The organism is Paenibacillus sp. G2S3 (assembly GCF_030123105.1).
GTDB lineage: Bacteria > Bacillota > Bacilli > Paenibacillales > Paenibacillaceae > Paenibacillus_AQ.
The window spans coordinates 303,930-327,745 of the sequence record NZ_CP126095.1; the positions used below are offsets into that span (position 1 = coordinate 303,930).

19 protein-coding genes are annotated in these 23,816 nt (G+C 44.1%); 12 read left to right on the plus strand and 7 right to left on the minus strand.

Annotated features, from left to right (window positions below; translation table 11 throughout):
* Window positions 1-13 precede the first annotated feature (13 nt).
* Genes QNH28_RS01405 through QNH28_RS01415 form a run of 3 tightly spaced genes read right to left on the minus strand, consistent with a single transcriptional unit; the run spans window position 14 to window position 3,170 of the window.
* Window positions 14-1,360 carry an ABC transporter substrate-binding protein gene (locus tag QNH28_RS01405; RefSeq protein ID WP_283912009.1) on the minus strand — a complete coding sequence of 449 codons (1,347 nt, stop codon included), beginning with the start codon at window positions 1,358-1,360 and terminating at the stop codon, window positions 14-16.
* Between the two features lie 34 nt (window positions 1,361-1,394).
* Window positions 1,395-2,240 (minus strand): carbohydrate ABC transporter permease, encoded by an 846-nt coding sequence (locus tag QNH28_RS01410; protein ID WP_283909855.1) that lies wholly within the window; start codon window positions 2,238-2,240, stop codon window positions 1,395-1,397.
* Window positions 2,241-2,264: 24 nt separating this feature from the next.
* Window positions 2,265-3,170: a carbohydrate ABC transporter permease gene (locus QNH28_RS01415; protein WP_283909856.1), complete on the minus strand. Its 906-nt coding sequence runs from the start codon at window positions 3,168-3,170 to the stop codon at window positions 2,265-2,267.
* A 195-nt stretch (window positions 3,171-3,365) separates the two neighbouring features.
* On the opposite strand from QNH28_RS01415, the gene QNH28_RS01420 reads away from it, so the two are divergent.
* The 3 genes from QNH28_RS01420 to QNH28_RS01430 all read left to right on the plus strand — a co-directional run bounded on the left by QNH28_RS01420 (window position 3,366) and on the right by QNH28_RS01430 (window position 6,504).
* On the plus strand, window positions 3,366-3,923 hold the full coding sequence (locus QNH28_RS01420; protein ID WP_283909857.1) for a GbsR/MarR family transcriptional regulator: 558 nt from the start codon (window positions 3,366-3,368) through the stop codon (window positions 3,921-3,923).
* A 210-nt stretch (window positions 3,924-4,133) separates the two neighbouring features.
* Entirely contained in the window at window positions 4,134-5,327 is a 1,194-nt protein-coding gene (locus tag QNH28_RS01425; protein WP_283909858.1) for a polysaccharide deacetylase family protein, read from the plus strand.
* A 160-nt stretch (window positions 5,328-5,487) separates the two neighbouring features.
* Window positions 5,488-6,504: an AI-2E family transporter gene (locus QNH28_RS01430; RefSeq protein ID WP_283909859.1), complete on the plus strand. Its 1,017-nt coding sequence runs from the start codon at window positions 5,488-5,490 to the stop codon at window positions 6,502-6,504.
* A 122-nt stretch (window positions 6,505-6,626) separates the two neighbouring features.
* Here the strand turns inward: QNH28_RS01430 and QNH28_RS01435 are convergent, their stop codons facing one another.
* Window positions 6,627-7,016 (minus strand): hypothetical protein, encoded by a 390-nt coding sequence (locus tag QNH28_RS01435; RefSeq protein ID WP_283909860.1) that lies wholly within the window; start codon window positions 7,014-7,016, stop codon window positions 6,627-6,629.
* Window positions 7,017-7,272: 256 nt separating this feature from the next.
* Here QNH28_RS01435 and QNH28_RS01440 point away from each other — a divergent pair, with 256 nt between their 5' ends.
* The 3 genes from QNH28_RS01440 to QNH28_RS01445 all read left to right on the plus strand — a co-directional run bounded on the left by QNH28_RS01440 (window position 7,273) and on the right by QNH28_RS01445 (window position 14,734).
* Window positions 7,273-13,164 carry an S-layer homology domain-containing protein gene (locus QNH28_RS01440; protein WP_283909861.1) on the plus strand — a complete coding sequence of 1,964 codons (5,892 nt, stop codon included), beginning with the start codon at window positions 7,273-7,275 and terminating at the stop codon, window positions 13,162-13,164.
* A gap of 138 nt (window positions 13,165-13,302) precedes the next feature.
* Window positions 13,303-13,458, plus strand: coding sequence for a CHASE2 domain-containing protein (locus QNH28_RS29715; RefSeq protein ID WP_481858372.1), 156 nt, complete (start codon window positions 13,303-13,305; stop codon window positions 13,456-13,458).
* Complete coding sequence (locus QNH28_RS01445) at window positions 13,433-14,734, plus strand: NHL domain-containing protein (protein ID WP_283909862.1); 1,302 nt, start codon at window positions 13,433-13,435, stop codon at window positions 14,732-14,734. The genes QNH28_RS29715 and QNH28_RS01445 overlap by 26 nt, the downstream gene beginning before the upstream one ends.
* A 59-nt stretch (window positions 14,735-14,793) precedes the next feature.
* Here QNH28_RS01445 and QNH28_RS01450 read toward each other — a convergent pair whose 3' ends face one another.
* The 3 genes from QNH28_RS01450 to QNH28_RS01460 are packed head-to-tail and all read right to left on the minus strand — an operon-like array spanning window position 14,794 to window position 17,289.
* Window positions 14,794-15,714 (minus strand): metal ABC transporter substrate-binding protein, encoded by a 921-nt coding sequence (locus QNH28_RS01450; protein ID WP_283909863.1) that lies wholly within the window; start codon window positions 15,712-15,714, stop codon window positions 14,794-14,796.
* Entirely contained in the window at window positions 15,711-16,553 is an 843-nt protein-coding gene (locus QNH28_RS01455) for a metal ABC transporter permease (RefSeq protein ID WP_283909864.1), read from the minus strand. The genes QNH28_RS01450 and QNH28_RS01455 overlap by 4 nt, the downstream gene beginning before the upstream one ends.
* Window positions 16,546-17,289 carry a metal ABC transporter ATP-binding protein gene (locus tag QNH28_RS01460; protein WP_283912010.1) on the minus strand — a complete coding sequence of 248 codons (744 nt, stop codon included), beginning with the start codon at window positions 17,287-17,289 and terminating at the stop codon, window positions 16,546-16,548. Before QNH28_RS01460 ends, QNH28_RS01455 begins: the two co-directional genes overlap by 8 nt.
* A 415-nt stretch (window positions 17,290-17,704) precedes the next feature.
* Between QNH28_RS01460 and QNH28_RS01465 the strand changes: the two genes are divergently transcribed.
* From QNH28_RS01465 to QNH28_RS01490, 6 genes are all read left to right on the plus strand, one after another.
* On the plus strand, window positions 17,705-18,250 hold the full coding sequence (locus QNH28_RS01465) for a MarR family winged helix-turn-helix transcriptional regulator (RefSeq protein ID WP_283909865.1): 546 nt from the start codon (window positions 17,705-17,707) through the stop codon (window positions 18,248-18,250).
* A gap of 28 nt (window positions 18,251-18,278) precedes the next feature.
* Window positions 18,279-19,742 carry an aryl-sulfate sulfotransferase gene (locus tag QNH28_RS01470; RefSeq protein ID WP_283909866.1) on the plus strand — a complete coding sequence of 488 codons (1,464 nt, stop codon included), beginning with the start codon at window positions 18,279-18,281 and terminating at the stop codon, window positions 19,740-19,742.
* Between the two features lie 13 nt (window positions 19,743-19,755).
* The gene (locus QNH28_RS01475; protein ID WP_283909867.1) at window positions 19,756-20,787 is read left to right on the plus strand and encodes an ABC transporter substrate-binding protein; all 1,032 of its coding nucleotides are present in this window, start codon (window positions 19,756-19,758) and stop codon (window positions 20,785-20,787) included.
* 11 nt (window positions 20,788-20,798) lie between these two features.
* Entirely contained in the window at window positions 20,799-21,575 is a 777-nt protein-coding gene (locus QNH28_RS01480) for an ABC transporter ATP-binding protein (RefSeq protein WP_283909868.1), read from the plus strand.
* An 18-nt stretch (window positions 21,576-21,593) separates the two neighbouring features.
* Window positions 21,594-22,370, plus strand: a complete 777-nt coding sequence (locus QNH28_RS01485; protein ID WP_283912011.1) for an ABC transporter permease — start codon at window positions 21,594-21,596, stop codon at window positions 22,368-22,370.
* 296 nt (window positions 22,371-22,666) lie between these two features.
* Window positions 22,667-23,779, plus strand: a complete 1,113-nt coding sequence (locus tag QNH28_RS01490; protein ID WP_283909869.1) for an ABC transporter substrate-binding protein — start codon at window positions 22,667-22,669, stop codon at window positions 23,777-23,779.
* Window positions 23,780-23,816: the final 37 nt, after the last annotated feature.

The window sequence follows — 23,816 nt, forward strand, 5'->3', positions numbered from 1 at the left end:
ACTCCACCGCCCTTTATTTTAATTTATCAAGCGCTGCTTGCGCCGTTTCCTGTGCTTCCTTAAGTGCCTGTGCTGCAGGAATATTCTCAATTTGCACCTTATCAGCGGCGATTTTCAGCGCATCGTTGATTTTGCCGCCAGTTGGGTCTTGGAATGGTGCAGAACCGTGAGATGCTTGCATCAACGGAACCTTTATCTGTGGATTGCTTTCACTGAATGACACAAACGCCGGATCTTGCAATGCGGATTGGCGCACCGAAATATATCCAGTATTAATGGACCAGAAGGCTGTGTTCTCAGCATTTGTGAAGTAGGTTAGCCATTTCATAGCCGCTTGTTTCTCACTGTCGCTAGCTTTAGATAGAATGCCGGCCATCAGTGCTTGGGCTACGGGTTTACCTTCGCCAATCCCTGCCCAGCCTGGCTGTTCCATGGCAGAAACAATGCTAAAGTCGAGGTCACCCTGATCACCACTGGAGCCGGTGTAGCCTGCGGATTGGCCCTTCATTACATCATCAATTGTCTTGTACCAATACTCCCAGCCTTGACCTCCGGAATGAATCCGCATGATCTTATCTTCGTGAATCCACTTGCGGAACAAATCCCAGGTTTCAATCCACTCTTTAGAGTCAATCATGACTTGTTTGCCATCCTCGCTAAGAATAGTGCCTCCTTTGCTGAGCACGGCATCAATCATGTTCCCTGAACCCCACATAGGCTCCCAACCGAAGAAGGTGGTTTTGCCGCCGTCTTTCACGGTCATTTTCGCAGCTGCGGCAGCTAGGTCTTCCCAAGTCTTTAGCGTGCTCGCATCAATGCCGTTTTTCTCAAAAGCATCTTTGCGGTAGTACATAATCTGCGTTGTTCCATACATCGGCAGGAAGTATTGCTTGCCATCAACCTGGCCCTGATTTAGAAAGGTTTGGACAAAATCCTCTTTATTAAAATCTGGCTGCAATGCCATAAGCTCATCTATCGGAGCGAAATATCCTTTGCGGGCCCAATCTATATTTGAGGAGAGAGCAGCAGCAGGCACTTTTCCTGTAGCAATCGCCGCTTGCAGCTTCTGCTCGGTTTCAGTGTAGTCTGCCTGCGCGATACCTTTGACAATGACCTCTTGCTGAGAGGCATTAAATTTCTGAATCAGTGCCTCCATATTCTCACCAAGCTTACCGCCGAGACCATACCAGAACTCAATCGTTACCGGTGCATTTTGTGTAGGCGCAGCCTCTGCGGAGGGGGAGGAAGAAGCTCCATTTCCCGCTGTAACATTACCTATACTCGCATTTCCTCCACAAGCTGTTAACATTGTAAATCCGGCAACCAAAGATAGGGCGGACAGTCTCTTCAATACGTTCATCATCATTCTCCTCTTATTAAATAGAATAGTTAGCTTATCCTTTGCTGGAACCAGCGGTCATGTTGACGCTTTGCATGATCGTTTTCTGAGCTAGTAGAAATACCAGCAGCAACGGGGCGATGGTGAATGCGCTAGCGGCCATGATCAGCGGCCATTTCAATCCGTAAGCACCTCCTTGAGTGAAGAAACTACGCAGACCGGCCGAGACCAGCTGTAGATTAGGGTCTTTGGTGATGAGCATCGGCCAGAAATAGTTATTGTACTGATCAATGAAGGTGATCAGGGCTAGCACAGCAAAGGAAGAACGTGTAATGGGGACAAGAATGGTCCAGAGAATCCGCATATGCGAGGAGCCATCCACTTCTCCAGCCTCCACCAGCTCATGAGGAACCTGAAGGAAAGCTTGCCGAATTAGAAAGATCGAGAAGACACTTACACAGTTAGATAGAATCAACCCGGCATATGAATCCAGTAGGTGAAACTGGGACAATACCAGATATCCGGGAAGATAAACGGCGGTGGCAGGGACCATATAGCCGAAAAGAATAACACCTGAGAACAGCCCTCTGAAGCGAAATTTCATATGCGTAAGCGCATAGGCCATCATCCCGGAGTTTATCACCTGCAAAATAACAATCGCCACGGCGACAAATACGCTATTGCCCATATATCTGAAGAAAGGGGCTTCGTGCCAGGCGGCTGAAAAGTTACTCCACAGTGGCTCTTTAGGCCAGATCGTGGGCGGAGACTGCCAGATTTCATCATTGGTTTTTAAGGCACTGGTGATCATCCAATAGAAGGGGAAGGCCATGATCATTGCAATAGCTGCAAAAAATAAATGGCGGGCCAGTTTGCCCACTCGAACGGTCGTTGCATTCATCAGTCGTTCTCCTTTACAGCGTAGTTATTGATAATGAGTTGTCCGTTTACTAACCTCTAGTGAGACTACGGAGAGCAGCATACATATAAATACCAGAACCATTGCGACGCTAGAGGCTTCTCCAATCTGAAAGGCTTCAAAGGCAGACTGATAATACATATAGAGCAAGGTACGTGTTGATCCCGACGGTCCACCTTGTGTAAGTACGTTAATCTGGTCGTATGCCTGTAACGCACCGATGATTTGTACGATGAACAGAAACAGTGTCGTCGGCGAGATTAGCGGTAAAGTAATACGGCTGAATTTTTGCACAGCATTTGCTCCATCCAGTTCAGCGGCTTCCAACAGATCGGTAGGGACATTGCGTAGTGCCACCAAATAAAAAATCATCGCCCAGCCTACCGATTTCCATATCGTCACGAGCAGAACGCCGAGCAGTGCCCATTTAGGATCTTGAAGCCAGCCGATTTTTTCTAGACCTAATAGATCAAGTACAGTATTGGCAAGGCCGATTTCAGGTTCATAAATCCAGGACCAGACAATGGAGACCGCCACGGTCGGCGTGACCCAAGGGGAGAAAAGCAGTACCTGATAGAGAGTAGAGCCTTTCAGCTTCCCGTTCATCAGGAGTGCTAGTCCAAGTCCGATCAGAATAACGGGCAGTACACTTCCCGCACAGAATAACAAAGTTACTCTTAGTGCTTTATAGAAAGCGGGATTGCTGAACAGATCCAGATAGTTGGTTAGTCCGACAAAGGTTTTCTCGGGGCTCATGAAGTCCCATTCGGTAAAGCTGAGATAAAACACATAAAGTAATGGCGCAAGCCAAAATACAACGAATGGAATCATTGCCGGCAAGGTGAAGAGCACCGGTTTCAACTCACCTATAAATCTCGAGCGTTTCATTTTTCTGTCGATACCCCATTCCATCTTCTGTTTTTTGCGGTATAATTCTGAGGAAAGCTCCTCCGTTCAAAAAAAATTGTACACTCATCGAGCAGCTGCGTGGTCAAGTGGGCGTAAAGATCGATGCGAGATTATGTAAAAATTTAAGAGATTAGCGAAAGTAGTTGCTATTTTGTGTAAAATAGAAGGATAGATTCTAAGTAGAATGAAGGTGCAGCTATGAAACAGGTAGCCTTTGGTGAAGAGAATAGAGACTTATCTCCACGCGAGCAGCTGCTGCGTCCGATGATTGATGCGATTGCTCAGACGATGGACTTATATGGTGCCAATTACTCATTCGGACAGCTGTATGGCATTATGTTCTTTGAAGACCGACCGATGACGCTTGAAGAAATGAAGAATGTGATGAATATGAGCAAGAGTAATATGAGCTATGGGGTTCGTTCTTTGATGGCTTCCAGGATGGTGACCAAGCTGGAGGAGAAGCGGGAGCGAAAGGATCTGTATGCAGTTGAAACAGATTTCTTTCAGACCTTCAAGAACTTTTTTGGAATGAAGCTGCAACGGGAGATTGATGTCATGAGGCAAGCCTTGGATGTTGTTATTCCTGAGCTGGAGAGATTGGTTCAAGCCGTGGATACACCTGAGGAGGAGCGGCAATTCTGCCTGAAGGATCTGGAGAAGCTGGAGCATGCCATTCAATATTATGATTGGCTGCAGCAGTTTGTGGACGAGCTAGGGGAAGAAAATTACTTTGTAGACAAGAGAAGGTCCTAGACCGTCTACAATTACACATAGATGTACATAATTATAGATAGCTCTCCATTTGAAGGAGGTGTTCCTTAAGCCAGTTCAGGCTTAGGGTTCGCCTCCTATTTTTATGATAAGAAACAAAATTAAGAAGAAAATGTAACCAAAAGTAGGTGGAACTGTCACCAAATATATAGTTACATAGTGAATAAAAGATCTTTTAAGGAGATTCAGAGATTGCATACGAAAAAATATATGATACTTTTAGTCATTGTTCTGCTAATAAGTCTTGCTGCTATTTTCAACAATCAACACGAGTCTTCTGCAGTTACTATAGATGTGAACGGCCAAATCATTAAGACAGTAGCTACATATCCGGGCTCGCCTGATGAGCTAATGATTCCCAAGGCGGCTGCAGAGCAGGCCCTTAATATGCATATCGGCTGGCAGAAGCAGGGGCCACTTCCGAAAGGTATTTATTATAGAGATCATGTAGCTGTGCTGATGTACCATCATCTTTCAGAGAAGCCAATGCCGCAGTTTCCTTGGATCTTATCTGCCGATCGGTTTGATGATCAAATGAACCTGCTGAAGCAGGAAGGGTTTCATGTGATTACGATGGAGCAATATCGAGAATTTATGCTGAATGGTGGCGCGGTTCCAGACAATGCGGTGCTGCTGACTTTTGATGATGGCTATGAGAGCTTTTATGAGTTGGCCTTTCCGATCCTGAAAAAATATGGCTATACGGCAGTGAATTTCGTTATCGTATCTACGATTGATCATCCAGATCCGAATAGTGTGCCGAAACTCAACTGGGAGCAGATGCGGGAAATGAAGCGGGACGGGATGGGATTCTATAGTCATACGTACGATTTACACCATTATGGTATCGTGGATGCTGAGGGTGGGGAGCGTCCAGCTGCCAGTGCCTTGTTATATATCGACGATGAGAACAGAAACGAAATGAATACGGAGTACTACAACAGAGTTACTCGTGATTTGGCCAAGGCGGAGCAAAGGCTGAAGGAAGAGCTGGGGAATACTGACTCAGCGATTGCTTTTCCTTATGGATCATATAATGACCGATTGCTTTCCGCATGTGATTCACTTGGAATTCCGCTGACATTTAAAATCCAGGATGGGATCAATGCGAGAACAGACCGGAACGCCTCCCGAATTAACGGGGGAAGTCAGAATCTAACTGCAGTCCAAACTCTTGAGCAGGTCAAACATATAGATTCGCCCATGGAATTAACCCTGAATAATCAAAGAGTAGCTCTGATAGGAAGTGCACCCGAAATGAGGAAAGGGACCTTGATGGTTCCGTTTATGCAATTATGCAAGGATCTACATATTGATCTCAATTACGATCAGAAGAGTCGAATCGTTAAGTTAAATGCACACAACGGGGGGCTCGTGAAAGACTAAGGAAATCTATGGAATGGATATCATCTTTCCCTATGTTCATTAGGAGTTTACAAAAAGTGAGAAATTTCGCTAATTTGGGCGAATCACTAGTTGCTATAAGTGAATTCCTTACTGTAGACTATAAATAGAGTACTAATTGGTAGGCGAATGGAGAGAACAGATGGAAGTATTTAAGCGTTATTACGCGAATTTAACGGTCCGGCGTTTTTTTATTTTAGGGTTGGTTGCCCTGCTGCTATTCAGTATTAGAGATATGCTCAATTTAGTACTGTTAACATTCCTGATTGCTTATGTAATGAATAGCTTTCAAGTGCTGCTCACGAAGCGGATCAATAAATATGTTGCAGTCAACAGTAAAGTCATCATTATTATTTTATATTTAGCTCTAATTGCTCTGATCGTAGTTACCTTAGTGAATTATTTACCGAAGGTCTTTATTCAGATTAAGCAGCTAACAAATTTCCTGACCAGTTTAACCCCTGCAAACATTCCACAGAACGAAATCGTGCAGTATTTATTTGCCCAGCTTAAGGATTTGAACTACCAGTCTTATGTGAAAGATGGACTTGAATACGTCCTGAAAATAAGTAATTGGGGCACCAGCTTCGTATTATCCACCATTCTGAGCTTTGTCTTTATTCTTGAGAAGAACAGAATTGTCAGTTTCACTGCCCGTCTTAAAGAGAGCAAGATTTCCTGGTTCTATGTTGAGCTTGAGTATTTCGGTAGAAAATTCATCTCATCTTTTGGTAAAGTGATCGAAGCGCAAATTCTGATCGCGCTGTTCAATACATGCTTTACGGTGATTGGGCTCTGGATCTTAGGTTTTCCGTATCTATTCGCCTTATCGATTATGATCTTCCTGCTTAGTTTGATTCCAGTTGTAGGTTTTGTGATCTCCTTAATACCACTTTGTATTATTGGTTACAATATTGGTGGCATACCAATGACGATATATGTATTGGTTATGATCGCCATACTACATTTTGTCGAGGGTTACTTCTTAAATCCAAAACTAATGTCATCCAAAATGAACCTGCCTATGTTCTACACCTTTATCGTACTTCTTTTCTCTGAGCACTATATGGGTGTATGGGGTCTAATTCTCGGTATTCCAATTTTTGTATTCTTCCTGGATATTCTGGAGATCAATAGAGATAACAAGATAGAGACTTAGGAGTTCGGTTAAATAGCTTTGAATATACGAAGAGGGTGATCCGATAGCCATTCAATGGCTATCGGATCACCCTCTTTATTTTGGCGCGGAGAAATGTTGTACGGCCAATGTATGTATCTTTCTTAGCCGAAAGAAGTGAGAACACTCTCCGTAACGATGTCCCTCAGCTCCGCTTTGTGTGCTGTATATTGCTCGGCTGTAATACTTCCAGAAGCTAGTCGTGAATCTAGCTGTTCCGTTAGCTGGGTTACCTGTAGATCGATCACATCTTCAATATCTGTGTTTTGTTCTGATGCAATATCTTGAAGTGACTTCCCGTCATATAAGGCATCGTAAAGATCTTCATCTGTAGGTTGGTTAAGGGCTTTCAATAATAATTCGTCTTTATCCGCAGGATTTACGGTAGACCATTGGGCAGGCGAACTTGCGTTAGCGGTAAGGCTACTCCAAGCATTTCCAAAAGACATTACTATAACTACGGTTCCTACTATAATCACTCTTTTTATATCCATTAGAGTCCTCTTTTCTTGTTATACAAATAACGTTCTATGGGTTTTCGTTGAAAGTGTGCGTGATGGTTGTGGTTTAACTTACTTCTATTATAACCCGGAAAGCTGAGCTGAAGCTTAAACAATATTTAAGATAACCTAAAGATTTAACACTCAAATGATATAGCGATAATATACCCCAAGTATACTTTCCAGATGGTCTAAATTGCATATTTATGCAAAGAGGTCACAATCAAACATATGGGGAGTGTTCGGAGTTTTGAGAATAACAGCCAAAGCTAAACGTTTTCTATCCAGCGTAATTGCAAGTAGTCTGATGTTGGGGATCATGGTTCCAGCAGGATATGCTGAAGAACAGCAGCTGGATTCAGAGAAGACATCTTCCGAATTAGGGGCACATTTTGATGAACAGGTTGAGCTCAACACGCTTTTAAGTCAACCAACTGTAATGACAGATGTATATGCGACACCAACCAATCCAGGAGCACTACTGATTACAGAAGTTGTTCCGGATACTAAAAATGTAAAAGGTTCAGATGGAACCTCTGTGGATGGTTACGAATTTGTTGAGGTCTACAATAATACGGATGATCCGGTTAACTTTAAGGATTATTATTTCTTTTATAATGACCAAAATACTTGGACACCAAATGGTGATGCGGTCATACCGGCGCATGGAAATATTGTCTTCTGGATTATGAACGGCAATAATTTGAGTGTTCCTGCCGAGGATTTCATCAAAAACTTTAATCCTTCAGCATCTCTGCAGGAAGGTGTAAACCTGTTCCGTATTAACGGTGGCGGTGGTATGGCAAACACTTCTCCGCGCAACTTACAAATTAAAAGTAAAGCAGGAGATGCTCTTATTGTCTCTGCTTCTTATGGAAAAGAACAGGTGAAGGAAAATAACGGGATTTTCTATAAGTATTCGCAATCCGATAACTCTACGATGAGTCTCATGGCGATTTCGGGAACGGTTGCGGCTACACCAGGAACCGTAGAGCCAGAACAACTTCCTAAGCCAGTGCCTGGAGATAAACAGCCGGTAATTGAACATCAATCGCAGAGCAATGTTGATCCAGCCGATCTGACTATCAGTGCGAAGATTACGAATCTGGAGATTGGGCCAGATGGAGTATTACCAGTAGTGAAGCTACAGTATGGCTCCCCTTCTCAAGCAAGAGATACGGTAATCACCATGACATCAAAGGGTGAAGGTGAGTATACGGCGGTAATTCCCGCGGCTGCGTTGGAAGAGCCAGAGCTGCACTACAGCATCCGCGTAAATAATGTAACAGAGAGCTATTCTGTTCATGTGAACCTGCCTGCATTCGATTCGAATCATGTGCCGCCGCTGTTAATTACAGAGCTGCTGCCAAATTCGACGAATGTAAAAGGAACGAGCAGCGATGCTTTTGAATTCATTGAGATATATAACAATACTGATGCACCGATTGATTTTAAGAACTACAAGATCTATTATCGTTATCCTGATAAAGGTAACGCTTTCGATGTGAAGTGGCCCTCTACGAAAGAGGGTTTTGTGATTCCGGCACAGCAGTCCGTAGTGTTCTGGGTTATTAATAGTGCTAACAGTACATACACCGCTAGTGATTTTAATGCAGAATTCAACACTAATCTGATGGATGGCACAAATCTCTTTCTAATCAAAAGCGATGGAATGGCGAACTCTGGCCGCCGGGCAGTCGTAATCAAGAGTAACACGGAGAAGGAAATCTCTTCTGCGTATTATGATGCTGACCTTACCTATGATGGTGGAGCTAAAGGTGATGACACCAAAGAAAATAAAGCCCTTCTATACAAGTATCCTGTGAATGGGCAGAGTAAAATGCTCAAGATTAGCACAGGATCAGCGGTTCCGTCACCAGGGCAGGTAGATGTTGCACTGCTTCCTAACACACCGATCCATGTGGATCCGGATACCGAAAATCCGACGGTAAATGATCTGACTGCTGTAACGGAGATTGATCAGTCGATGAGTCTGGATTTGAAGGCTTTCGCGGATGACAATAAAGCCGTTACGTCTGTAGAAGTAAGGGTAGCTTCGGATAAGCAGCCTGATTTTGTCAGCCATAATCTATCCCAAGACTTTAACGATAGCTTGTATCATTATAAATTGTCGTCTGCTGATTTGATTGGCAGAAATGAAATTCAGTATTACTTCGTCGTTTCCGATGGCACAAATGAGACTGAATCTCCGGTAATGAAAGTGAGAATTACAGGTGGTCCAGATCAATCAGCGCTTCGTTTGAATGTGAAGGACGGGCAATTCATTAATGGTTCTATGACGGTAAAAGGAACCTCTGCCACCGCCAAGGCTGACGAAGTGGGCCTGAGCATCGACAATAAGGTACTGGGAAATAACGAGGCATATGCCGCGCTTGAGAATGATGCTTACTTTGTATTTGAAGCGAAGAATGTAGATTATTATTTTAAAAATGGTATCACAATGGGACCAGAAGAATTAGGGGATGCGAGTATTCTATACACCTTTATGGACCCGATTACTACGTATACGACCTTGACCTTCCCGATCTCCTCTGCCGCATTACAAGTGGGCACGGATAATGTGATCTACATTCGGGCGGGCTCTAAATCATCGCCTTTTGACCCTCGTCCCGAGGAGAATAAAGATGATTTTGAAGTAAAAAATGTGCGTCTATTACTTGCAGACGGTACTGAAGTTTGGGACCCTGCTTATGCAGAACGTGATAAAGAAATTAAGATGGGGGACAGCGCAGGTAAGCATGAATCCATCGGCTTCCGGTTCGATCTGAAATCTGATTTGTTCCGTTCGAAGGCTTATAACTGGAATACTACAGAAGTAGCGGACGGAGAACATAAAGTAACAGTGACTGACGGTGGATCAAAGGTATCGTCAAACGTAGTTGTAGACAACACGCCACCATCCATTAAAGCATCGATTGAAGATGGGAAAACTTATCGTGGTAATTTCGTAATTACTGCTGAGATCAAGGATACTTACGCAGGTGTAGATAAAGTTAGCGTGAAACTGGACGGCAATGTTATTGAACTGCCGTATGCTACTTCATCCGGAAAGCTGTCCGGTGGAGACCATACGCTTTCTATCACCGCATTGGATAAGATAGGTAATCAGGTGGAAAAGGTAATTACATTCTATGTACCGAATGAAAATCCATTTGCACCACTCCTGATCTCACCTCAGAACTGGGAGATTGGCGTGGGTACGAATCCAACTTTGAAGGTTAAGGTTGAAGATCCTAACCAGGATAAAATGGATGTTACCTTCTATAGAGGCTTCAAGTACGATGGTAACCATCCAGAACAAGGATTTACTGGATTTAAGAACGCATCCGATACAGAACCGCCGAAGCAATCCGTTCCTGCGGGCGAAGAAGCCCTTAGCAGTGAAGAATACAGCAAAATAAGTGCAGTTGACCGACAGTATTTAATTAACGATGCGGTTGAGCAATTCCCATATCAGCGCTATGAAATTAAGCTGGATGAATCGGTGAAGGCTTCAGATCGTGTGGATATTGAATGGAAGGGTAATTCACTTCCAGGTCGTAAAGTAAGTCTCTACGCGTGGAGCCCTGCTGAAGAGAAGTGGATACAGCTGGATCATTTGATTGCTGGAACTGAGGATTTTGAACTGAAATCTACAGTGACTGTTGGAGAATATGCTAATGCAAAGAGTATAGCAGTTATGGTTCAGGATGAAATTGCGTCCGTGGCTAAGACTGCACCTACAGTTACGCAGGATACGTATGATTTTTCTTTTGTATGGATGTCTGATACGCAATATTATTCTCAAAGCTACCCTTACATCTATCAGAAAAATGTAAAGTGGATTGCCGACAATAAGGATAATTTGAACTTGAAATATGTAATTCATACCGGAGATGTAGTGGACAAATCCTATCAGGAATATGAATGGGAAGAAGCCGATCGGGATATGAAGGTACTCGAGGATGCAGGTATTCCATATGGTGTTCTTGCGGGTAACCATGATGTAGGCCATCAAACCGGAGATTATACGAAATTCTGGCAATACTTTGGGGAATGGAGATTTAAGGACATGCCAACCTTTGGCGGATCCTATGACAACAACCGAGGCCATTATGATTTGGTATCTGCGAACGGAAATGATTTTATTATCGTATATATGGGCTGGGGATTGGCAGAAGAAGAAATTGAATGGATGAATGAGATCGTTGCTCGTTATCCAGAGCGTAAAGCGATTCTTTGTCTTCATGAATACCTGCTCGTATCTAATAACCGAGCACCGATTGCCGATACGATCTTTGAAAAGGTTGTAAAACCTAACAAGAACGTAATCGCAGCATTGTCCGGTCATTATCATGATGCAGAGCTTAAGGTAGATGAGCTGGATGATAATGGAGATGGCGTCGCGGACCGCAGTGTATATCAAATGCTGGCAGACTATCAAGGTGCAGAAGAGGGTGGACTTGGTTATATCCGTCTGCTTCAGTTTGATGTAGCCAACAACAAGCTTCGTGTGAAGACTTATTCGCCTTACTTGGATGATTATAATTATTATGATGAAAATGAATTTCCAGGCAAAGATGAGTTCGTACTAGATCTGGATCTGCAGCCTGTAACCAAACGTGTAGCTACCGATTACATTGGAGTTAAGGTTTACAGTGATCAGACAATCGCGGCCAATCAGCAAGTAGAGAGCGGTGCGGAGACTCAGGTCACTTGGAGTAAGCTGAATCCGGAAAGCTACTACCAATGGTATACAAAGGTCGAGGATGATCACTCCGGGAGTGTGCTTTCAGACATTTGGGGCTTCTATACTGGAAAAGAGGATGTAACACCGACACCGACGCCGGAGGAAACTCCGAAACCAGAAGTAACACCATCCCCAGAGGTGACACCTACACCAGGAGTGACTCCGGCACCAACACCAGGGGTAACAACTGCGCCTCCAGTAGTTTCACCGGTACCTACAGTGTCTCCGATTCCTACAGCTACACCTGGGGCGGCAAAAGGAAGCATTGAACTGACCTTGGGAAGTGAAGGCATTTATACCGCAGATTCAACAGCGTGGAAGAAGCTGATAGAGGAAGCTACGACAGGGGAGAATATCAAGATTAGCGTAGGCGGAGGAGCTTCGACCCAAAATCAGATTAAACTTGCACTTGATGCAGCGAGCATCCAACAGGCTGCCGACAAGAAGCTGAATTTGAATATTGTGTCTTCCAACGTTACATTGAGCGTACCGACAAGCTCTTTACCAGCGATCCCGGCCGGCAGTGACATGCTGCTGCTGAGCGTTGACACAAGTACGCTTGCGTTACAAACCAATGTTGCTGGAATGAGTCCATCCAGATCTACCGTGACGCTGAACCTCAGTACCACAGCAGGCGGTAAAGAAACGGCTATCCACCAGCTTAAAGGTGCTGTTACAATCACCTTGTCGCTGACGAAGGAACAACTCGCTAAGATCAATACAGATTTTGCGGGTGTCTATTATGTAAATGGCAACATCTTGGAGTACTTGGGTGGAGTGTTTAAAGATAATAACGTTACCTTTACAACCGATCATTTCTCTTCCTTCGCAGTGCTGGAATACCATAAGCAGTTTAGTGATACCGCTGGTCACTGGGCGGAGTCGTACATCTCCAAGCTGACGGCTAAGCATGTGATTAAGGGTATCGACGATACGCACTATGGTCCACAAGCAAATGTAACCCGTGCAGATTTTGTTACACTAGCCATTCGTTCACTCGGATTGGATGAGACAAATGACACTACGGGGAATGGTGCTTTTGCAGATGTATCAAAAGATGCTTATTATGCATCAGCGATAGACAAGGCTGTCCAGCTTGGACTCATCCAAGGCAGTGATGGCAAGTTCCGTCCTAAAGATGCGATTACCCGCGAAGAAGCGGCTGTTGTCCTGCAGAAAATGATACAATACAAAGCTGGAGCGCAATCTTCCGTTACTGCTGCTGCAAGCTTTAAGGATATGAGTAGCGTATCAGAGTGGGCGAAGCAAGCGGTAAGTGAATTGAAAGCTAAGGAAATCCTTGACGGCATGGGCGACAATAACTTCGATCCTCGTGGCAAAGTAACCCGTGCTGAAGTTGCAAAACTGTTATATGGAATAATCAATTTATAAGAATAGTATGGCAAAGGCAGGCAGAGGTAACTCTGGCCTGCTTTTTGTCATTTTTTGCACTCTATAATCCTTTTCTTCTAGCAAAGCGGGAAATTCTTACTATTCATATGATTTTTCATATATAATATTTTTGAATAAATTTTTAATAGACATAATCTAGCGGCGGTTCTTAGCGGAGAGGTTCCACCATCTTATTTTGAGAATAGAATTGTACTTATAGGGCCCTATGCTACAGGGTTTAAGGATGACTTCCTAACAGCCATGGGGATTGACTGCTGTATCTGGCAGCAATGATCTCATTATCGTACAGTCCGGAAGCGGTACTATCAGCAAGTGGAGTAATGGTGAGCTGCAGACAGTGGCTGGACAAGGTGCAGAAGGGTATATCGATGGGAAGAGTGCAAAGGCCTTGTTTAATCATCCGACGTATACCGCTGCTGACAGTAAAGGCATTATCTATATCAGTGATACCGACAATCATGTTATTCGTAAAATAAAGAATGGAGAAGTGTATACCCTCGCAGGAACGGGAGTAGCTGGCTATAAAGATGGACAACCCAATACCGCGCAGTTTAACGCGCCGGGTGGATTGGCAATAGACAGCAATGACAACGTATATGTAGCCGATACTTTGAATCATGTGATTCGCAAAGTTACACCGGAAGGTCTTGTGAGTACTTTTGCGGGTCAGCAGGGCAATAATGGCGCTTATTTGGATGGCGCAGTAGCTTCGGCCAAGTTCAATGAGCCCGTAGGTCTTGTGTTCGATGAGACCGGTAATCTCTATGTGGCTGATAGTGGGAATCAGATGATCCGATTGATTAAAGGCAGTAAGGTTGAAACTTTTGCAGGCAAAGCAACGACAGTTGATCCAGTGACTGGATATATGGCTGGAGGGTTCCATAATGGAGATCGTCTGACGGCGCTGTTCAATCGTCCTCGTGGACTGGCCTATGCCAATGGAGTGTTACTGATTGCAGATAGTCTGAATCATCGGATTCGAGCCATTCAAAAGGATGGGAAAGTCATAACAGTCGCAGGGCAGGGAACCTCGGGGGATCAGGTTGGAGCATTGGATAAAGTGATGTTTAATCAGCCTTCCGGTGTTGCGCTTGCCTCCGGGAAGTTGTATGTGACGGATACGCTGAATAACAAGCTGAAGGTATTGAATCTCGATTTGCAAGCCCTTAAGCCGCTGCGTAGCGAGGCTGATCTGCTCGATGCAGTCTCGCTGTTACCAGCGGGTAAGAATATGCAAGTATGGCTGGACGGAGTGCAGGTGAAGTTAAATAGTGCCACTCTACCACTTCAGGAGTCCGATAAAATATATTTACCGGTTAGAATGCTATTCAGCTCATGGGGAGCGGACATTCGTTGGGATGCAGCAACCAAAGAGACTGTGATTAACAAAGGGAAGTGGACACTCTCCCTAAAGCCAGACGCAAGCCTTAATGTGCAAAACATAAAGGGTACTTTGTATGTGGCAGCCGATTATCTGCCGAACATTTCATCTTTTATGCAGGTATACGATGAGGACAGTCACGCAATTGTGCTGGAAAGTGGTCAATAATCATTCAGTATATCCTTTAAATGAGTTTAGGCTGTCGAGAAATTCTCGACAGCCTATTTTTATGACGATAATCCTTCAACAACTTTATCAATATTCCATTTAATCATCTTAATGTATGTGTCGCCTTCTTCGCCTTTCTTAGCTAAAGAATCGGTGAAAATCTTGGAGTGTATCGGTACTCCTGTTTCATTGGAGATGGTCTCCATTGTTTTCGGATTAACGCTCGTTTCCAGATATAAAGCCGGCACTTGATTTTCATCAATGATGTTAATGATGTTTTTCATTTGTTCTGGCGTTCCTTGACTATCGGTATTGATTTCCCAGATAAATGCGGATTCAAATCCGTAGGCTTTTGAAAAATATTTAAATGCCCCTTCGCTTGTAACCAAAATGCGTTTCTCCTGTGGGACTTTTTCTACCGCTTCTTTTGCATATTGATCCAATTCATTAAGCTTCTTAACATATTCTGATTGGTTATTTAGATAAAATTCTTTGTTGTCCGGATCTTTTTCGATTATACGTTTAGTGATGATATCTACATATTTAATAGCATTCTGAACATCGAGCCAGGCATGAGGATCTTCTTGGGTTTCTTTGCCTTTTTCTGTTAGGTACATTGGAGTTACTTCATCTGAGACTGCAAAAGCAACATCCTTTTTATTAGTGACATCAAGAAGGTCTTGGAACCATCCCTTACCTGTTTCCAGGTTCAATCCGTTATAAAAAACTAAATCTGCGCTAGATACTTTACTTGTATCCTTAGGTAGTGGATCGTACATATGCGGGTCTGTTCCGATAGGAACCATGCTATAGACCTCGGCTTTTTCCCCTACAATGTTTTCGGTCATATCCGCGATAATGGAGTATGTGGCAACAATCTTCAACTTGTCATTGTCTGCTTCTCCGTCACTAACATTTGAACATGCGGTAAATAGTAAGATGAACATTGTCAAAGAGAGCATCTTTATTGTTTTTTTCATCCTTGTTTAACCCCTTTTCTTAGAAAATTATTTTTGGGCGAGATAATAAATGATATAGCAAACAAACTTACGCCTACTAGAACAATGGTGGCACTTGTAGGTAAATTGAATTTAAAGCTAATGATCACACCTATAATTCCAGATACAGCGCCGATGGTGGAAGCCAGGATAATCATGTGGATCAGCTTATTCGTCCAAAGATATGATGTAGCTGCTGGAATAACCAGCATTGCAATAACAAGCACAATTCCAACTTGAGATAATGAGGATACGGTAACTACGGATAGTAGCATCATCAATAAATAATGATAAAACCCCGTTTTTAAACCAAATGCCTTAGAGACTACAGGATCAAACGAACTAATTAACAGCTCTTTATACAACAATGAAATGATGGCAATAACAACAAGCATGATAATAAATGATTGCATTAACTCGGACTGCGGGACGGCCAAAATGTTACCAAATAAAATATGAGTTAGATCAAGCCCGCTCTTGGCGAAAGTGATTAAGACAATTCCTAGAGCGAAAAATGAGCTGAGAATAATTCCGATCGAGGTATCACTTTTGATATTGCTGCGACTTGTAATAAATTGAATGAGGATGGCTGCTAAAAGTCCAAACAATGAAGCTCCTACTAGAATGTTGATCCCTAAAATATAAGATAACGCTACACCTGGTAATACAGCATGAGACAAAGCATCTCCCATTAATGACATCTTTCTGAGTACAATAAAACTTCCTAAAACCCCTGAAACAATGCCAAGAATGATAGCAGACAATCCGGCATTTAGCGCATAGATCGGAATGTTTAATAACGATGAGAAATAATCAATCATTTTCGGCGCCTCCCATTCCTTTGATTACTAGGTTACCTAAGGAAGCTCCGTAAGCGTTGAGGATATTGTCGGCTGTAAAGGTATCTTTCACATCGCCAAAAGCAATAAGCTTTTTATTGAGGATGATTACTTTGTCAAAATATTCTTCGACTTCATGTAAATCATGATGGACAATCAGTATCGTTTTCCCTTCTTCACGAAGCTGTTTAAGCAGTTTTACAATGATTTTCTCACTGACTAGATCTATGCCAACAAAAGGTTCATCTAAAAAAAATACATTTGCTTTTTGTGCAAGAGCTCTAGCAATAAAAACCCTTTGAAGCTGCCCCCCAGACAAATTACTAATTTGTTTATTTGCAAGATCACTTATATCTACCATGGCCATACATTCCTCAACGCTTTGCCGCTCTTTTTTTCCCGGACGCTGAAAGATCTTCAAGTTTGGGTAGGTTCCAGTTAGCACTGTATCCTTCACTGTGATTGGAAAAGTAAGATCAATGTCATTTTTTTGCGGTACATATGCAATTTTCCGTTTATATTCAGAAATGTCTCTTCCCTCTACCTTCACCGTTCCGGTTCTCTTCTTGATTACCTCTAACAATGACTTAATGAATGTGGATTTCCCTGCACCGTTTGGCCCGATAATTCCGATGGTGTATCCAAAGGGAATATCTATATTTACATTTTCCAGCGCTGAATTACCGAAGTAATCCACGTTCAGGTTTCTAATTTCGATCATTTAAAAACTCCTCGTCTTGAAATTCATTCATTTGTTTCCTGATGGAAACATTTATTTTAATTATACAATTTGTTTCCCTAGGTAAACATTTATTCTTAGGTACAATATATTTAACAATGGGCAAAATGTCAATGAAAAAGCTTAAAGTTTATTTGATTTTGTATTGAACAAGCATTTGATCTGCGCGATTATGGGCGTAATTTTTTAGTATTAAAAATACATACTTGACAGGTAGGAATAAAGGGGTATATGATATCAGCAATAGTTAAACAGTAATTAAATGAACAGTGAAATAATTCATCCGAGCCGATTGGACCGCCAAAGGCTCCCGCACTTTTCCCTTGCCAGGGAGTTGTGCCGGGAGCCTTTTTTTGTTGACCACTTGGCCGATAGGGAGAGAGATGAGGTAGGCATGAGCGATACGTATTGGAGACAGCTGGAGGAGGCGGATTGGAAATTCCGCAAGGTCGTCCGCAGATTCGTAAAAGAGCGGGATAAGGTCACTGTGGAAGGGATCTCCTTACCAGGCATGCTGATTCTGCACAAAATCATTCGCGAGGGTGAACAGCGGCTTGGGGACCTAGCGGATGAACTGGACTTTACGTCAGGTGCGATCACCGCTTTGAGCGATAAGCTTGAGGCAGGTGGATTTACTGTACGCAGACGTAAGGAAGGCGACCGCAGGACGGTGATGCTGGACATCACAGACAAAGGCCGGGAGATGGCAGAGCTTAACAGCAACATTGGGGAACGATGTATTTCGCTTCTGTTTGAGGGGTTTACGGAAGAGGAATTGGCGCAGCAAAGTCACTTCTATCAGCGAATCATCAGTAATCTCGAAGGATTCTCAGATACCCTGCTGAAGCTGGCGAAGGAGAATGCTGAGGCTGAGGCCTCGCCAAACCTTGAACAGAAGCCACGAGCAGTCACAAAGAAAAGTAATTATCTTAGCTATTAAAATAAATCGAATATAGGAGAGATGAACGATGGGACATTCAACCATATATCCAACTGGAGCAACTGTATATAACCCGAGCAAAGCATGGAGTGGCTATACCGTATTTCAAGCGGGTGAAGAAGGTGTTGTACTGATTGATATGAACGGTAAAGAAGTACATCTGTGGAAAGGGCTGCTCGGGTTTCCCGCTAAAATCTTCCCTGGTGGTTATGTACTAGGCAGCACAGGAAGAAGAGATCCCAAATTTGGCATTCAGGATAATGTAGATCTGGTGCAGGTTGATTGGGACGGTAATATTGTATGGAAATATAACAGCTATGAACATATAGAAGATCCGGGTTATGAACCGCTTTGGTATGCCCGCCAGCATCATGACTATCAGCGGGAAGGCAATCCGGTGGGTTATTTTGCGCCAGGGCTAGAGCCAAAGGTAGACGGTGGAAACACCTTAATCCTCGCTCACAAAAATATCTACAACCACCAAATCTCCGACAAGCAGCTGCTGGATGACACGATTATCGAGGTTGATTGGGAAGGAAATATCGTTTGGGAGTGGGCCCCGAATGAACATTTTGCAGAGCTAGGCTTTGATGAAGCGGCCAAAAACGTCCTATTCCGTGATCCTAACTCACGTTCCTTCGGAAATCTGGGGGGCGGTGTGGGTGACTGGCTGCATATCAATTCAGCTTCGTATGTAGGACCTAATAAGTTTTACGATGCAGGCGATGAGCGTTTCCATCCAGATAACGTGATCTGGGATGCACGGGAAGCGAATATTATCGCAATTACAGATAAGCGTACCGGGGCCATCGTGTGGAGAATCGGTCCAGACTACTCACTGCCAGAATTGAAGCATATCGACTGGATCATTGGCCAGCATCACGCGCACATCATTCCGAAGGGTCTGCCGGGAGAAGGAAACTTACTCGTATTTGATAATGGAGGTTGGGGTGGTTACGGTCTTCCAAATCCATCTTCACCCTTTGGGCAAAAAAATGCACTCCGTGACCACTCGAGAATTCTAGAGATTAATCCCGTGACACTCGAAATTGAATGGCAGTATACCGCGGCAGAAGCAGGCTTCTCCGTTCCGACGGATTCTTATAAATTCTATAGTCCTTATATTAGCTCAGCTCAGCGATTACCGAATGGCAACACCTTAATTACAGAAGGATCTAACGGTAGACTTTTCGAGGTTACGGCAGAACATGAATTGGTCTGGGAGTATATCTCACCATTTATTGATTCCAGAAATACGAATATGGTTTACCGTTCCTATCGTGTGCCTTATGCGTGGGTACCTCAGCTGGAGAAGCCGGAAGAACAAGCAATTGAGCCGATAGATGTAACGCAGTTCAGAGTGCCTGGGGCTGCACCTAAAGGATCGGATTCCGTAGTGAACGTGGCAACCACCCTGCCGTTTGTTGAGGGAGCTGCTTGTGTGGCGACGACAGATGAAGGTAGTAGCCGCAAAGCCAATGAACAAATTTGAGGGGGATGTCGTTGTGAAAAAGTCATGGATCAGCTCAAGCCTTCTGCTCTTATCCTTATCCGTTGTTCTCCTTTTATCAGGCTGCAGCTCCAAAGGTGATGCTTCGCCCTCTAAAGATGGAGTGGCGAGCGGCAAAGAAGAGACATTGAAGATTAAAATTGCTGACATCAATACGAATCCAACCTTTCGTGTGGCGTTAGATAAAGGTATCTTTGCCAAACACGGGATAGATGCTGAATTGGTCAACTTCGGGACGCCAGCCGAGGGCGTAAATGCACTTTTTATTAAACAGGTTGATGTTGCCTTTGGTGCCGATTTTCCCTTATTGAATGCTGTGGCAAAAGGTGATTACTCCATCATCGCCTCGGCGGGGCTGGCAACAGATGCAGCGGCTGCGGAATGGAAGCTGTTCGTAAGAGATGATATCCAGAAGGCGGAGGATTTGTCGGGGAAAAAGCTAAGCTTTATGCGCGGAACCTTCCTGCCGTACCTTTGGGACGAATATTTAAAAGAGCATAATATCGTTCTCAGTGATGTGAAATTGATAGGTCAGGGGGCTTTTGATGAGGCCTATATCGCATTGAAGCAAGGGGATGTGGACGCAGCATGGTTCAGTGGCTCCGCGCTTAACGATAAGCTTACTGCCTTGAAGGGTGTACATGAGCTGACGGATATGTCCAAGACCACGGTGCGATTAGGTATGGGGATCGTGACAGGCAATGATTTTGCAACTAACCATCCACAGGGAGCAGCGAATTTTCTCGCTGCGGTGGATGAGGCAGGAACCTACGCCCAAGAACATCCGGATGAGGTTGCTGACCTGATGTTCAAAGAAGTGAAGCAGCCGAAGGAATCCACGCTAAAGGATTTGCCAAATAGTCCGTGGGATCTCGGCTTCACGCAGGAGGCCTATGATAGTCTGACGAAGCAGAAAAATTATATGGTACAAAACGGAATTATCGAGAAGGATTTCGACTTGGACAGTAAGCTGAATCTTGAACCGCTGACCAAAGCTTTGCCGGAAAAAGTCACGTATAAGAAATAGGAGGGTTCAGCATGTCATTACCTGCTAAGCAGCACACCATTCATATTGAGCAGCTTCGCAAGAGCTACAGTGAGCCAGCCGCCGGAGACGTTCATTATATTATTAAAGATGTGGATCTCATAATCAAAGGCGGAGAGTTCTTCGTTCTACTCGGTCCAAGTGGCTGCGGAAAGTCGACGCTGCTGAATATGATCGCCGGATTTGTTTCCAAATCTGGCGGTAATCTTCGGGTGGATAACGAAGAGGTGAATAAGCCTGGCAGAGATCGGGCTGTTGTGTTTCAGCAAGCAGATTCTTCTTTATTCCCTTGGCTAACGGTTCGAGAGAATGTGGAGTTTGGACTGCGAATGAAGAAAATCGCAAAGGCTGAACGGCGTACGATATCAGATAGGTTCATCGGGCTTGTAGGTCTGAACGGGCATGAGGAAAAGTTCCCGAAGGAGCTATCAGGAGGCATGAAGCAGCGCGTTCAGCTGGCACGGGTGCTCGCCAATGATCCAGCGATCCTGCTGATGGATGAACCCTTTGGCGCACTTGATGCGATGACCCGGAGGACGATGCAGAAGGAGCTGGTCAACATCTGGCAACAGACGCATAAGACGGTGATTTTTGTAACCCATGATATTCAGGAAGCCTTGCTGCTGGGGGAACGGATCGGAATTATGTCTGTAGGACCCTCCTCTAATATCACGGACATTTATGACAACACGCTGCCTTATCCACGGGACATAGCCTCACCGGAATTTTACTCGCTATACAACCAAATTCAGAGCCATTTCGAAGAATAGGATAGGGTGGGACAGATGATGAAATGGGTGGAAAAGAAATGGGTTTCCGTATCCATACTATGGATTACCGCATTCTGCATCTGGCAGCTTGGGGCAGTGATCTACGGCCCTGATGTGATCCCTGGACCCTGGAGTACGCTTAAGGGTGGACGGGAACTGCTGGAAGACGGAACTTTGATGCAATATATCGGGATTAGCTTTTACCGGGTGCTCATTGGCTGGGTACTGGGCAGTTTAATAGCGATTCCCGTAGGACTGGTAATTGGAAAGGTGAATGTGATTCGTATCTTTGCAGAGCCTTTTCTGAACTTTATTCGTTTTATCCCGCCGATTGCGTTCATTACATTGTTTCTAGTGTGGTTTGGCATTGGGGAGCAGTCGAAGATTGCGTTGATTATGTACGCTACCTTTTTTATTGTGGTGCTGAATACCTTGACTGGTGTGATGTCTGTGGAGGAGGATAAAATCCGCTCAGCCCGCAGTATGGGCGCTAGTGAGTGGCAAATCCTGATTCATGTGATCGTTCCGGCGACGATACCGTATATTTTTACAGGCATCCGGTTAGCGATGGGAACCTCGTATATGGCGATTATCGGTGCGGAAATGATTGCTTCAAACGAAGGTGTAGGTTATCTGATCTGGAATTCTCGGTTATTTTTCCGTACAGATTGGATCTTTGTCGGTTTATTCTGCCTTGGCTTTATGGGCTTCTTTACAGATCGTCTATTTGGCTGGTTCGGTAAGAAAGTGCTCTATAGATACGGCGTGGTTAGTGTGGCGGCGCGTAGAAGGTAGTATGGCTTTGATATAAACACTGGAACCGCCTGAGTGAATCAGGTGGTTTTTTGAAATATAAGAAAGTATTAGTTTAGCACCTATACTTTATGTTTTATATTTCTCGCATAAATGCATTGGGCGACCTTATAAGGTCGCCCAATGCATTTATACTTGGTATGTCTTACTTTTTATTTACAAATATTCCAATCCTCCTTAATGCCGCGAAAATAGTACACGCCTATACTGCAATTGGGTGCCTAACAGTTGGAGCATAGAGAAGCCCGCAAATAAGAAATAGGAGTGAAGGGGAAATCATGAAAAAAGGGATCAAAAATCAATTGTCGATGGGTCTAATGTTATCCTTGCTCGTCCTGTTGCTTGCTGCTTGTGGAAATTCGGCTAAGGCTGAGGAAACAACGAATGGAAATGCTGGCACCAAAGAATTAAGTCTGACCGAGATCGAGAGTAAAGCTAAAGAAGAGGGCAGTGTTATCAGTGTGGGAATGCCGGATTCCTGGGCGAATTGGAAAGATACATGGAGTGATATGAGTAGTAAGTATGGTCTTACACATTCAGATACGGATATGTCGAGCGCGGAGGAAATTGCCAAGTTTGATGCGGAAAAAGATAAGCCAACGGCTGACATCGGAGATGTAGGGATCGCTTTTGGATCGGTTGCCGTGGATAAAGGAGTAACACAACCTTATAAAACGCCCTACTGGGATGAGATCCCTAATTGGGCTAAGGATAAGGACGGAAATTGGATTGTCGGCTATCAAGGGACGATTTCGTTTCTGACAAACACCAAGCTTGTGGCTAATCCGCCGAAGAGCTGGGAAGATCTGAAGAACGGAAATTACAAAATCATCGTTGGTGATGTAACCAAAGCTGCTCAAGCGCAGATGGCTGTATTGGCCGCAGCGATTGCTTTTGGTGGCGATGAGTCGAACATTGAGCCGGGGATTGCTTTTTTCGAGGATTTAGCTAAAAAAGGACGTCTCTCCAATGCAGAAGCTTCTCTTGCCAACATTGAAAAAGGGGAAGTAGAAGTTACCCTGCTGTGGGATTTCAACGCTTTGAACTATAGAGACCAGATCAACAAAGTTGGCTTCGCGGTAGCCATTCCGAAGGAAGGCAGTGTTGTGAGCGGTTATGCAACGATCATCAACAAATATGCGCCGCATCCTAACGCTGCGAAGCTGACACGTCAATACATCCTTAGTGATGAAGGTCAGATTAATCTTGCCAAAGGGTACGCTCGTCCGATCCGTGACAGTGTAACATTGCCGGATGATGTTGCGGCTAAACTACTGCCAAAAGAGGAGTATGTTAACGCTAAGCCTGTTGGCGATTACAAGGTATGGGAAGAAACAGCGAAGACCATTCCACAGTTATGGCAGGAACGTGTACTTGTGCATTTGAACTAGAATTGTTCTTCCCCAAAAAAAAGAAACAGGGCGCCTT

What these genes read in the sequence shown, in the direction of transcription:
- QNH28_RS01415 (WP_283909856.1), bottom strand. Translation starts at nt 3,170, where the DNA reads ATGGAATGGGGTATCGACAGAAAAATGAAACGCTCGAGATTTATAGGT.
- QNH28_RS01470 (WP_283909866.1), top strand. Translation starts at nt 18,279, where the DNA reads ATGGGACATTCAACCATATATCCAACTGGAGCAACTGTATATAACCCG.
- QNH28_RS01485 (WP_283912011.1), top strand. Translation starts at nt 21,594, where the DNA reads ATGAAATGGGTGGAAAAGAAATGGGTTTCCGTATCCATACTATGGATT.
- QNH28_RS01405 (WP_283912009.1), bottom strand. Translation starts at nt 1,360, where the DNA reads ATGAACGTATTGAAGAGACTGTCCGCCCTATCTTTGGTTGCCGGATTT.
- QNH28_RS01465 (WP_283909865.1), top strand. Translation starts at nt 17,705, where the DNA reads ATGAGCGATACGTATTGGAGACAGCTGGAGGAGGCGGATTGGAAATTC.
- QNH28_RS01410 (WP_283909855.1), bottom strand. Translation starts at nt 2,240, where the DNA reads ATGAATGCAACGACCGTTCGAGTGGGCAAACTGGCCCGCCATTTATTT.
- QNH28_RS01420 (WP_283909857.1), top strand. Translation starts at nt 3,366, where the DNA reads ATGAAACAGGTAGCCTTTGGTGAAGAGAATAGAGACTTATCTCCACGC.
- QNH28_RS01490 (WP_283909869.1), top strand. Translation starts at nt 22,667, where the DNA reads ATGAAAAAAGGGATCAAAAATCAATTGTCGATGGGTCTAATGTTATCC.
- QNH28_RS01455 (WP_283909864.1), bottom strand. Translation starts at nt 16,553, where the DNA reads ATGATTGATTATTTCTCATCGTTATTAAACATTCCGATCTATGCGCTA.
- QNH28_RS01435 (WP_283909860.1), bottom strand. Translation starts at nt 7,016, where the DNA reads ATGGATATAAAAAGAGTGATTATAGTAGGAACCGTAGTTATAGTAATG.
- QNH28_RS01450 (WP_283909863.1), bottom strand. Translation starts at nt 15,714, where the DNA reads ATGAAAAAAACAATAAAGATGCTCTCTTTGACAATGTTCATCTTACTA.
- QNH28_RS01430 (WP_283909859.1), top strand. Translation starts at nt 5,488, where the DNA reads ATGGAAGTATTTAAGCGTTATTACGCGAATTTAACGGTCCGGCGTTTT.
- QNH28_RS01480 (WP_283909868.1), top strand. Translation starts at nt 20,799, where the DNA reads ATGTCATTACCTGCTAAGCAGCACACCATTCATATTGAGCAGCTTCGC.